This is a genomic window from Flavobacterium flevense (assembly GCF_900142775.1).
Lineage (GTDB): Bacteria > Bacteroidota > Bacteroidia > Flavobacteriales > Flavobacteriaceae > Flavobacterium > Flavobacterium flevense.
Genome location: NZ_FRCC01000014.1, coordinates 62,659 through 75,042, shown reverse-complemented (window position 1 = coordinate 75,042; position 12,384 = coordinate 62,659). Strand labels below are relative to the sequence as shown.

Here is a 12,384-nt window from a genome sequence, read left to right as displayed (position 1 = left end):
GATTCAGAGTCAATCTCATTTTACAAAAAGTTTTAAAAAACAGTTTGATGTAACACCATCAGAGTTTGTTAAAAATTTGAATAATAAAAAGTAGTGTGTGTCTGGCTTTAGAGCAATACTTCAATAGATAATTAATATACTGAAAATTTATAAGGATTAACTTTTTAATTAAGGTTAATCCTTTTTTGTTGAAATGATTGAGTAGGAAATTAAAAAAAAAAACAGCACATCAATTTATGTAATTATTGATTTTGTAAAAAATGAAAAGGAATTATAGTTTCTTACTAAGGGTTATTTCTAATCCTTTTAGTGGAGCTATTAGTTTGAATTAATTAATGGCTAAATAATAGTATTTGTTTGGTCTATTTTGACAAAAAAACAAAATATGTACTCATTTGAGCAACTGTAAATGTGTGATGCAAATCTAAATTTGTCTTATTCATTAATAATATAGAAAAAATGGGGAACAAATTATTTAAGACTCGTATTGATAATTCACAGTTAAAGAGGGTCAGTTCATTAGTTGTTATAGGATTGTTTTGTTTTTTTATCACTACAAGTTTTGAAAAAAATAAAATTGATAATTCTGTAAAAAAGGATCAGAAAATCACTTTATATCCTGCGGTTAAAAATTTAGACAAAGTAAAAGGGCTTTCAGAATCCACCAATTTTGATCTTACCGTTGATGGTCTAAATGCATTTGTATACCATACTCGTGAAATTGCAGATAAATATGAACATGTGAAGCAGTTGAAAAGTGTTTCTTATGATGGAGTTTCCTATGTGAATTTTTCAATGACTAAAAGCGTTACACTTGAAGTAAGTGGTTTAAACGGTAAAGTTTCAAACTGGAAAATACTTCCTGAAAGAAAAGAGTTCGTGATTAATGAGAGTAAAAATAGTTTGACTTTAACTTTGAACACGCCAGAGAAGTTTGTTGTAACAGCTATTGTTAATGGTAAAGAACAGTCATTTATAATTAGTGCTGAAAAACCCGAGACTAATATTCCTATCAAAGGGGATAAAGGTGTTTTGTATTTAGAACCAGGTGTTCATCAATATGGACAAGCTTGGGATCCTTTTGTAAATGGAATTCACACCGTTTATGTTGCTGGTGGTGCAGTCTTAGAAGCAACAATAAAAGCTAATAATAAAAAGAATGTAAAGATATTAGGAAGAGGAATTATTTCTCAATCCTTTGTTACACATGCCGAAGAATCTTCTCCTAATAAAAACGAAAGAGAAGAAGAATGGGATGCAGACTGGTTAGGAGTTGTTTTTATAGATTCTGATAATGTAGAAATTGATGGTGTTGCAATAACAAGCAGCCCAAGTTATCAATTAGAAGTGGCCAATTGTAAGAATGTGAAAATTAACAATGTAAAGTTATGTGGTTACGGAGAACATAACAACGATGGAATACATGCTTATAGTACAAATGTTCTTGTAGATGACTCTTTTATTGCGAGTAATGATGACCGCATCTGTATTACAGGTTTGTATGATAAAGAAAATGGTTCAACTAATATTCAGTGGGATGGTAGTAATGAATTAACGGGTGTTTCAATATCCAATATTAAAATCAAAAATGTCGTTTTTTGGGGATTGGATAATAATGGTGCTGATATTATGCTAACATGGAATGGAAAGGGTTATGCAAAAGACATTATGGTTGAAGATGTAGTTAGTTTAACAGCTACTAATAAAGCTTTTGTTGCTGCTCGTCATGGAGGAAGTGCAGATATTCATGATCTAATTTTTAGAAACGTAAAATTATTACATGGTAATCTATTCGATATTGAAATTGGAGAATCTAATTACCAAGGTGAAGGTGGTGGAAAGTTGAGGAATATGTTATTAGAAAATATTACGGTTGATGCTAAAATGAATGATATAGGAAAGCAATTATTAGGCGAAAATAAGAATAGTAATATTGATGGAATTAAGCTTAAGAATATAAAATCTAATGATGGTGTTTTGACAGATGTTAATCAATTAAAATTGAAGACTAATGAATTTGTAACCAATTTAAAAATGATTAAATAATTATGGAAAATACAATTTTTGAACTGTCTTTTTGGGATTATTTTGCTTTTTTTGGATACTTTGTTTTATTAAGTTTTATAGGTTACTGGTATGGACGAAAAAAAGACGAAAGTTCTGCGGATTATTTCTTGGCGGGTAGAACCTTACCTTGGTATGTAGTAGGAAGTTCCTATATCGCTGCTAATATTAGTACGGAACACTTCATCGGGCTCATTGGTGCTGCTGTAATTTATGGTATTAGTGTGGCAACTGGTGAGTGGAGTACAGTAATCGCATTTACATTTTTAATTTGGCTTTTTGTACCTTATTTATTGACTTCAAAAGTATATACTACACCTGAGTATTTAGAATTACGATTTAATAAAAGCGTTAGAGTAATATTTGCTGTTGTATCTGTTTTGGCTAATATTTTTGCCTTTATGGGACCAGTTATTTATGGCGGAAGTTTGATATTAATTGAGTTTTTTGGTTTAAGTCCTATATTGTCTTGTTTTATTATTGGAATCACAACCGGAGGTTGGGCAATTTGGGGCGGATTAAAATCGGTAGCTTTCATGGATGTTCTTACCATTTTGATTATGGTTTTTGGAGGATTAACGGTAACGATTCTAGGTTTGACTTATTTAGGAGACGGAAACGGAATTCTTCCCGGTTTTTCTAAAATGCTTGATGTGAATTCTGGTGGAGTGGCTTGGGCTAAAGAATGGATTGATGTTAATGTTCCAAATATTTTAAAGGGTGCACAACAAGGTGATTCTTATAACAGACTTTCGGTGATTCAACCCTTAAATCATTATTCAAACCCTTGGACTCATTGGGTGTTTAGTTTCTTTTATATTGGTTTGTGGTATACGGTGGTAAATCAAACCATGGTTCAAAAAATATTTGCCGCTAAAAATATGTATCACGCACGTGCAGGAATGGTTTTAGCTTCTTTTCTAAAATTATTATTGCCAGTAATAGTAGTAATTCCAGGGTTGATATTCTTTGCTATGAAACCTGAATTCTTAAGTTCAACTGATTGGAGTTTTCAGAGTGAACAAGCAAACAAAACTTATATAGTAATGATCAATATTTTGGTACCAACTTTTATGAAAGGAATCTTATTGGCGGCTCTTTTTGGAGCGATTCAATCTACTGTGAGTTCGGTATTAAATTCTACGTCAACCATGTTTACCATGGATTTGTATCAAGATATATACAAAAAAAATGAAACACAAGAACATTATATTTCAGTAGGCAAGGTTTCAGGTCTTTTGTTCTTATTACTATCAGTAGGATTTGCTGTTTTATTAGCGACTGTGACTAAAGTTAATTTATTTATATTAATTCAAGCTTTATATACTTTTATTGCACCTCCATTCTCTGCTATTTTCTTATTGGGAATGCTTTGGAAACGTGTCAATGGTAAAGATGCTTTAATCACTATTTTTTCTGGATTTGCAATGGCAGGATTTCTTAAATTCCTTGAATTTGGGCCATTGCAAGATTCTGTTTCAGAGTTTGCTAATGCCATAAAACCATTTGCAAATCAGGGATTAATCACTTGGACTTTCTCCATGGTGGTATGTGTTGTTTCTGCCTTTTTAACTTCAAAAAAAGGAGAAAATTTAATTGGCAATGATTTAGTATTTAATATAAAAGGAGAAGCTTTGAGAGAAGGTTTGGGAGATAAATGGTACAACCGAATCTTTTCATGGTGGTTGTTATGTGTTTTAATTTTAGTATTCATCATTATTTTCTTTTCCGTAATTGTATAATTATAAATTTTTAAAATGAACAAAAAAATAACAAATAGAGCTTTAAAACCACCTATGGGGTGGAACAGTTGGGATTGTTTCGGTACCAATGTTACAGAGCAAGAAGTGAAAAACAATGCCGACTTTATAGCAAAAAACTTAAAACAATACGGTTGGGAATATGTTGTGGTTGATTTGGGTTGGTACGGCCCTGAAATTGATAATCATAATTATAAAACAGAAAATATTTCACAATTGATTGATGAATATGGACGATTAATCCCAGATCCTATTCGTTTCCCTTCTTCGGTAAACGGGGCAGGATTCAAACCTTTGGCCGATTATATCCATAATTTGGGATTGAAATTAGGAATCCACATCATGCGTGGAATTCCGGTTCAAGCTGTACAACAAAAAACGAAAGTAAAGGGGACTAATCTAACAGCAGATCAAATTTCGTATAACAGAGAAAGATGTCCTTGGTTTAACAGTTTAAGAACTTTGGATTTTTCAAAACAAGAAACACAAGCGTACTATGACTCTATTTTTGAGTTATATGCCAGTTGGGGAGTAGATTATATAAAAGCTGATGATATTAATGCTTGGTCAGAAGTGCATAGAAGTAGTGGCTCGCCAACAGGTGAAGGTTCCCCATATCGAATTGATGATGTTGAAGCTATGGCCAAAGCGATAGACAAATCAGGCAGAGATATTGTTTTTAGTATTTCTCCTGGTGGACCAGAAACAACTATTATCAATCACCTAAGAAATCATACCAATCTTTGGCGTATATCAGCTGATTTTTGGGACGAATGGGGTTCGCTTAAAATGCAAATGAATCGTTGTGCTACTTGGGCACCATTTGTAACGGAAGGGCATTGGCCAGATGCCGATATGCTTCCTTTAGGAGATTTACCAAGAGGAGAGTCCGGAGGTATAAATCGAGTTTCAAATTTTACAAATGATGAACAAATCACGGTGATGACTTTATGGTCCATGTTTCGTTCTCCGTTAATGTTTGGTGGGAATTTACCAAACACCAATGAGTTTACTATTGGTTTGATTTCCAATGAAGAAGTTCTTGAAGTGAATCAGAACAGCTGGAATAATCAATTGTTGAAAGGCAATGATGATGAAAAAATCTGGATTGCTGAAAATGAGAAAGGAATATACTTCGCCTTATTCAATATTTCTGATAAAGAAAAAGAAATTACTATGGATTTTTCCGACGTGAATTGTAATGATGAAGTAGCAATTAGAGATTTATGGAAAAAAGAAAACTTAGGTAATTACACCAAAAGTTTTTCAGTAAATGTAGCTCCTCATGGTGCTAAAATGTATTTAATATCAAAGTAAGAAGTAATCAAAATGAGTAACATTAATTTAAGAGCCGCAGATAATATTAGAGCACTAGCGATTGCGATGGTTGAACAAGCCAATTCTGGTCACCCCGGCGGACCAATGGGTGGAGCTGATTTTATACATATTTTATATTCTGAATTTTTAAATTTTGATCCTAGCGATAAATCATGGCCATTTAGAGATCGTTTCTTTATGGATGCTGGGCATTTATCCTCATTATTATATGCACAATATTATTTATTAGGCAATTATGCAAAAGAAGATTTAAGAAACTTCAGACAATGGGGATCTGTAACTCCTGGTCACCCGGAAGTTGATGTTTTAAGAGGGATTGAAAATACTTCAGGACCTTTGGGACAAGGACACACCATGGGAGTAGGTGCAGCTATTGCTGCTAAGTTTTTAGCCGCTCGTTTTGGCAATTGGATGGATCATAAAATCTATGGTTTTATTTCTGATGGAGGGGTACAAGAAGAAATATCGCAAGGAGCAGGAAGAATTGCCGGACATTTAGGATTAAATAATTTTATTATGTTTTATGATTCTAATGATGTGCAGCTTTCTACCATGACAGATGAAGTAACCTCTGAAGATACAGCAAAAAAGTATGAAGCTTGGGGATGGAAGGTATTAACTATTGATGCTCATAATCATGATGCTATTAGAAAGGCATTGACTATAGCAAATCAGGAACAAGAAAAACCAACCCTAATTATCGGAAAAACTATTATGGGTAAAGGTTGTGTTACAGAAACAGGTACTATTTGGGAAGGCCACTGTGAGTTACATGGACAGCCAATTGGTCACACTGGTGCTGATTTTAATGCAACATTAAGAAATCTAGGAGCAAATACAGAAGATCCTTTCGCAAAATATGAAGATGTAGCTGCTTTTTACGACACTATTCTAAACAATAAAAAAGTGCAGGCTGCAAGCAAAAAAGCAATTATAGCAAATTGGAAATCTGAAAATCCAGAATTATCAAATAAACTTGATGGTTTTTTATCTGGTAAATTACCAGAATTAGATTTTGAATCGGTTATAAATAAACCAGGTTTAGCAACTAGAGCCGCCTCTGCAAATATATTGGGCTATTTAGCGCAAAATGTGGAGAACATGATTGTTTCTTCTGCAGATTTATCAAACAGTGATAAGACTGATGGTTTTTTAAGCAAGACTCATGCTTTGAAGAAGAATGATTTTTCGGGTGCTTTTTTACAAGCTGGTGTAGCCGAATTGACGATGGCTTCCATTGCCAACGGAATTGCTTTACATGGTGGGGTAATTCCTGTTGTTGCAACTTTCTTCGTATTTTCAGATTATATGAAACCTGCAATTCGATTAAGTGCTATCCAAGAATTGCCTGTGAAATATGTTTGGACCCACGATGCGTTTAGAGTAGGAGAAGATGGGCCAACACACCAACCAATTGAGCAAGAAGCACAAATTCGATTACTGGAAAAATTAAAAAATCATAGTGGTAATCCTTGTTTTATAGCATTACGTCCAGCTGACTCAGCAGAAACCAACACTGCATGGAAACTAGCTATGGAAAATACCAAAGTACCAACAGGTTTGATTTTATCTCGTCAAGGAATCAAAGATTTACCTTCAAGTTCTAATTCACGTTATACAGATGCTCTTGAACTTTCAAAAGGAGGATATTCTATTATTGATATAGAAAATCCAGATGTGGTTTTAATTGCTAATGGTTCTGAGGTTGCCACTTTAATTGAAGGAGCAAAATTATTAGAAGAAAGAGAAGGTATAAAATCAAAAGTTGTTTCTGTACCATCAGAGGGACTTTTTAGATTGCAAAGTAAAGAATATCAAGAAAGTATAATTCCTACTGATGTATCTGCATTTGGATTAACTGCAGGTTTGCCTATAAATCTAGAAGGATTGGTTGGAGCAAACGGAAAAGTTTTTGGTTTAGACCATTTTGGTTATTCAGCGCCAGCTACAGTTTTGGATGAGAAATTTGGCTTTACAGGTGAAAATGTTTTTAAACAAGTAGTCGAGTTGTTAAAAGTAGAAAAGATAAAATGAAGTTTTTTATAGAGACAGTAAATTAAATGAAATAGCAGAGGTATTAAAGGAAAATGTTAGTAGTTTAAGACATAGAGTGGAATAAATAAACAGATTAAAAATGATAAATAACTACAAGACTTTTGGTACAGTAAGATTTGTAGTCGATTGTGTGTTGTTAAGTTTTCATAATGATCAACTGGAAGTTTTTCTGGTATCAGAAAATCGAGTTGATAATTGGGATCACATAAAAGGGAATATTGACATCGATGGAACTTTGAATGAGGGGGTACAAGAAATGCTAAAGAGAGAAACAGATATTGATAATGTATCAGTACATCAACTCATAACCGAAAAAAGTTTTAATCATTATCTAAATGAATACATTTTAAAAGTAACTTATTTTTCTTTAGTCACAAAAGAATTATGGAATTCAAAACTAATCAATAGTGCTTTAGGGAGATGGTTTCCAATTAAAGATTTACCTACCTGCAAAAATAATTCTATTAAGTTAATTAACTTACTAATTGTCAAATTGAAAAACCAAGGAATGTTTTCTCCCGTTATTTTAGAGTTACTTCCTGAGAAATTTACAATAAAACAACTTCATGATTTATATGAACAGATTTATTCTAAAGAAATTGATAAAAGAAATTTTATCAGAAAAATAACAGCAGTTGATTGTATAATTAAATTAGATATAAAAGATAAAATCATTTCAAGAAAGGGAGCTTATCTGTACACTATAAATTGGGAACGATTGAAAGCAGAAAAGTTACTTCAATTAAAATTAGTATGAATAAATAAGTTCCAATAATTTAAAAAAAAAGAAAAATACAAGTGAATGATATAAGTGTAAATTACTCCATAGGAATTGGAGTTGCTATTTTTAGGGCTGTTGCAGTCAATGTGAATTTTAATAAAAGAGTTATGGGACTTTATAATAAGTCATTAATACTTGTTTTTGCAATAGGTTTGTTTTCATTGAACAGCGTTTATAGTCAAGAAAAAAGTAAAGTAAATAAAGAACAATTTAAGTCTTGGGCACAAACACCTCCAATGGGATGGAATAGCTATGATGCCTATCATGGTGCTGTTACTGAAAAACAGTTTTTAGAGTCGGTAGATATTTTAGAAAAAAAATTATTGCCTTACGGATATGATGTCGCTACTATTGACTTTTGTTGGTTTAATCCTGGTCCAAAAGGATGGAGTCCTGATAAATGGACCACTTTTCCGTTAAAACAACTAAAAGATGCTGATGGAAATTTCTCACCATTAATGACGATGGATCAATATGGTCGTTTGTTGCCTGCTGTCAATCGTTTTCCATCTGCAAAAAATAATAATGGATTTAAGTCGATTGGTGATTATGTACACTCCAAGAAAATGAAGTTTGGAATCCATATTATGAGAGGTATAGCTCGTCAAGCCGTTGCACAAAACACTCCAATTAAGAATTCAAAATATTTTGCTAAAGACATTGCCAAAGTGCAAGACACTTGTAAATGGAATAATAATATGTACGGTTTAGATCCATTCAAGCCTGGTGCTCAAGAGTATTATAATTCTCTATTTCAATTGTATGCTCTATGGGGGGTAGATTTTGTTAAAGTAGATGACATTTCGGCACCTACTTATCATGCAAAAGAAATCGAATTAATTCGTAAGGCTATAGACAAATGTGGTCGTCCAATGGTGCTGAGTTTGTCATGTGGAGAAACTATGGTGAGTTATGCAAATCATTTAGAGAGAAATGCAAATATGTATCGTATTTCGATTGATTTTTGGGATAAATGGAAGAGTGTTGCGCACATGTTCGATTTGGCCTATGCATGGCAACCAATGATAAATCAAGGAACTTGGCCTGATCTAGATATGATTCCTATTGGTAATTTGTGTATTGGAGATTATCCATTACAAGAAGAAAGCAGTGATAAAACGGAACATTTTTCAAGATTAAACAAAGAGGAGCAAAAAACATTAATGACACTATGGTGCTTTGCTAAATCGCCTTTGATTTGGGGAGGAGATCCTTTGACGAGTAAACCGGAAGATTTTGATATGATTAGTAATAAAAATTTAATCAATATTGATCAATACAGTGTTAATAATCATCAAATTGCCAATTTTGTTTATGAAGGGATGCAAAGAGAAGATCGTATTTGGACTGCTGAATCCAGAGATGGTAAAGAAAGATATATTGCCTTTTTTAATTTAGGAGAAAAATCAAGAGATCTAAGTTTTTATTTTCATTGGGAATATTGGGATGGTAATTACAAATTTATTGATTTATGGACTAATGAAGAGTTAGGTGACTTTTCAAATGTGTTTACAGCCAAGAATATACCAGCTCATGGAGTTAAAGCATATAAAATGATAAAAAAGTAAGATGAAAAAAATAAGTATTTATATTGTTGTTTTTTTAATTGGAATGCTTCCAATGTTTTCACAGTCTATTTCAGAATTAAAGAAAAATTATTCGGGTAAGATAAAATGGATTGAAAAAACTAAAACAATTGAATTTGTAAAATCAGGTGTAGTTTTTTTTGAAAATAAAACTGGAACTGGAAAGGATTTAGAAAATGATCAAAAAAATCATTTTTGGACTGTTCCTCAAGAAGTCAAAAACATTATAATAGGAAATAATGTAACCGTAACAGTGGCTTTTCAGACAAGCTCCGATATTATGATTTCAGGAAGAGATCGAAAAAAATCTATTGTTTATGGTACAGATTTACAGCAATGGGCGGATGCCAATAATCCTGGAAAACAAAATTTAAAAGAATGGCATTATTCTCAGTTTGAAAATAGAGGTGGTGTGATGTCGATTAAAAATTTAACAGTTTTAAATCCGTTTTCTTATTTTGTACAGGGTTTCGGTCACGTAGTTCATGTCAAAAGTTGTGATTTTATTGATGATCGAGGAGGGAATCAAAACCATAGCGATGGCTTTGTAGGTGGAAATGGATCAACTGTTGATGATTGTTATTTTGAAGCTGGTGATGATGTTTTTAAAGCTTATTTTGATTATTCGGTATCCAATTGCACTATTAAAATGGTTGAAAATGCGGTGCCAATTCAGTTGGGTTGGGGAAATTATTCAAATGGTGCTGTATGTAATTTTAAAAATCTAAAAATCATAGGAGATTCAGGACGTGGTGCTACCGACAACGCAGTAATTGATGGTCGTGCAGGAAAGTTTACAGTTACAATCAATATTGATGGTTTAGAAGTTGATAATCAAAATGCGGTTATGGTAAGTTTATGGGATAAAACAATGACCCTTAATGGCACTATTACAAACGCAAAAATTAAGGTCAAACAATATTCTAAAAGAAGAACCGCTGGAGTTAATAATTTAAAAATTTGCGATTCGGTGGAACAAAAAGCAAATTACGATTGTAAACAGTAGATTTTAATGCGTTTTCACCGTTTATTACCACATTGTAAAATCATTTAGCTATATTTTTGAACAAAAGAGCAACCTAAAGAGTGGTATATTTATCATATTTGAAATTCCATTGTATGTCATAATATATTATGGAAATGATTTATTGTTAAAAGCTAAAATTTCATGAAATATTTTTTCTCTTTTTGTTTTGCGATGTTTTCCATACTTATTACAGCCCAGCAAGCAAAATCCAAACCTAATATTTTAATCATTATGTTGGATGACGCAGGTTTGGACATGAGTGCCTACGGCAGTTCTTATGTTAAAACACCTTCTTTCGACGCTGTTGCGAAAGAAGGTGTTTTATTTACTAAAGCCTACACGCCAAACGCTAAATGCGCTCCTTCTAGAGCTTCGTTTCTGACCGGCAGAAATTCATGGCAATTAGACGCCGCTGCAAATCATTTTATTTATTTTCCTTCCAAGTTCAAAACATTTCCAGAAGTATTAAAAGATAACGGCTATGTCACAGGACATACTGGAAAAGGATGGTCTCCCGGAATTGCAATTACAGCAACGGGCGAAGAACGAAATCTTGTTGGAGAAGCATTTGATACACAAAAACTAAAATCACCCACTACAGAAATTGCTGTTAACGATTACAGCGGTAATTTTAAAGATTTTTTGAATAAAGTTCCTAAAGGGAAATCTTGGAATTTCTGGGTTGGTTTTAACGAGCCACATCGTCCTTATGAATACCAATCCGGGGTAAATAAAGGAGGAAAAAAATTAGAAATGATCAAAGAAGTTCCAAAATATTATCCTGATTCTATAGCCGTTCGTCACGATTTACTAGATTATGCGATGGAATTAGAATATGCAGATAGTCATGTGGCTAAAATTTTGGACGAACTTAATAGAACAAAGGAGTTAGAAAATACAATAATTATTTATACCTCTGATCACGGAATGCCTTTTCCTCGTGTAAAGGGAAATCAATATGAAAACTCGAATCACGTTCCTATGGCTATTATGTGGGAAGGTAAAATTTTGAACCCAAATAGGAGCGTAGATGATTATATTAGTTTTGTAGATATTGCTCCAACTTTATTAGAAGTGGCTGGTATTGACTGGAAAAGTTCAGGAATGTATCCAACACCAGGTAAAAGTTTGATGAATCTTTTTGAAACAAAGAAATCAGGTAATATTGATTCCAGTCGCAATTTTGTTTTAGTTGGAAAAGAAAGACACGACCATGGGCGACCAAATGATGAAGGCTATCCTATTCGTGGTATTCACAAAGATAATATGTTGTTTTTACGCAATTATGAGACGGATCGTTGGCCAGCTTGTAATCCAGAAACGGGTTACTTGAATGTTGATAAAGGTCCAACAAAATCGTTGTTGATCAATTTGCGTCGTGCAGGAGTGAATACTGACTATTGGATGATGAGTTTTGGCAAGCGTCCAGCTGTTGAATTGTATGATATCGCCAAAGACCCTTATTGTTTAACGAATCTTGCAACCGATAGTAATTACAAAAAGAAGCTAACGGAAATGGAAGATTTTATGGTTCAAAAATTAACTGCTCAAGGAGATTTACGAATGCAGGGTTTTGGCCATTTGTATGAACAATTTCCATTTACCCAATACCAAAATTATTACGAGAATTATATGAACGGCACCATAGGAAATTTAAAATGGGTAGATCCCAACGATTATGAACCTATTTATATTGATAAGAATGGTCATAATTTAGAGCCTGTAATTAGAAAGAAAACCAGTTTACAAAACGAATAAATATCTTTAAGAAAA

9 protein-coding genes are annotated in these 12,384 nt (G+C 33.0%); all 9 read left to right on the top strand.

Annotated features, from left to right (window positions below; genetic code table 11):
* Window position 1: 1 nt before the first annotated feature.
* The 9 genes from BUB89_RS18385 (at window position 2) to BUB89_RS16635 (ending at window position 12,369) form a co-directional block, all read left to right on the top strand.
* Window positions 2-94, top strand: coding sequence for an AraC family transcriptional regulator (locus BUB89_RS18385; protein WP_073247156.1), 93 nt, complete (start codon window positions 2-4; stop codon window positions 92-94).
* Between the two features lie 365 nt (window positions 95-459).
* A complete protein-coding gene (locus tag BUB89_RS16670) occupies window positions 460-2,046 on the top strand; it encodes a glycosyl hydrolase family 28 protein (RefSeq protein ID WP_073247154.1) in 1,587 nt (528 codons plus the stop codon).
* Window positions 2,047-2,048: 2 nt separating this feature from the next.
* Entirely contained in the window at window positions 2,049-3,806 is a 1,758-nt protein-coding gene (locus BUB89_RS16665) for an SLC5 family protein (protein ID WP_073247152.1), read from the top strand.
* Window positions 3,807-3,821: 15 nt separating this feature from the next.
* On the top strand, window positions 3,822-5,141 hold the full coding sequence (locus tag BUB89_RS16660) for a glycoside hydrolase family 27 protein (protein WP_073247150.1): 1,320 nt from the start codon (window positions 3,822-3,824) through the stop codon (window positions 5,139-5,141).
* A 12-nt stretch (window positions 5,142-5,153) separates the two neighbouring features.
* A complete protein-coding gene (locus tag BUB89_RS16655) occupies window positions 5,154-7,196 on the top strand; it encodes a transketolase family protein (RefSeq protein ID WP_073247148.1) in 2,043 nt (680 codons plus the stop codon).
* Between the two features lie 100 nt (window positions 7,197-7,296).
* Window positions 7,297-7,974, top strand: a complete 678-nt coding sequence (locus tag BUB89_RS16650) for an NrtR DNA-binding winged helix domain-containing protein (protein WP_141384493.1) — start codon at window positions 7,297-7,299, stop codon at window positions 7,972-7,974.
* Between the two features lie 41 nt (window positions 7,975-8,015).
* Window positions 8,016-9,566 carry a hypothetical protein gene (locus BUB89_RS16645; RefSeq protein ID WP_083552925.1) on the top strand — a complete coding sequence of 517 codons (1,551 nt, stop codon included), beginning with the start codon at window positions 8,016-8,018 and terminating at the stop codon, window positions 9,564-9,566.
* A 1-nt stretch (window position 9,567) separates the two neighbouring features.
* Window positions 9,568-10,590, top strand: a complete 1,023-nt coding sequence (locus tag BUB89_RS16640; RefSeq protein ID WP_073247143.1) for a hypothetical protein — start codon at window positions 9,568-9,570, stop codon at window positions 10,588-10,590.
* A 162-nt stretch (window positions 10,591-10,752) separates the two neighbouring features.
* Window positions 10,753-12,369 (top strand): sulfatase family protein, encoded by a 1,617-nt coding sequence (locus BUB89_RS16635; RefSeq protein WP_073247140.1) that lies wholly within the window; start codon window positions 10,753-10,755, stop codon window positions 12,367-12,369.
* Window positions 12,370-12,384 lie beyond the last annotated feature (15 nt).

Bases quoted from the DNA above. Each gene is read 5' to 3' on its own strand.
- BUB89_RS16660 (WP_073247150.1), top strand. From the start codon at position 3,822: ATGAACAAAAAAATAACAAATAGAGCTTTAAAACCACCTATGGGGTGG.
- BUB89_RS16640 (WP_073247143.1), top strand. From the start codon at position 9,568: ATGAAAAAAATAAGTATTTATATTGTTGTTTTTTTAATTGGAATGCTT.
- BUB89_RS16665 (WP_073247152.1), top strand. From the start codon at position 2,049: ATGGAAAATACAATTTTTGAACTGTCTTTTTGGGATTATTTTGCTTTT.
- BUB89_RS16650 (WP_141384493.1), top strand. From the start codon at position 7,297: ATGATAAATAACTACAAGACTTTTGGTACAGTAAGATTTGTAGTCGAT.
- BUB89_RS16655 (WP_073247148.1), top strand. From the start codon at position 5,154: ATGAGTAACATTAATTTAAGAGCCGCAGATAATATTAGAGCACTAGCG.
- BUB89_RS16670 (WP_073247154.1), top strand. From the start codon at position 460: ATGGGGAACAAATTATTTAAGACTCGTATTGATAATTCACAGTTAAAG.
- BUB89_RS16635 (WP_073247140.1), top strand. From the start codon at position 10,753: ATGAAATATTTTTTCTCTTTTTGTTTTGCGATGTTTTCCATACTTATT.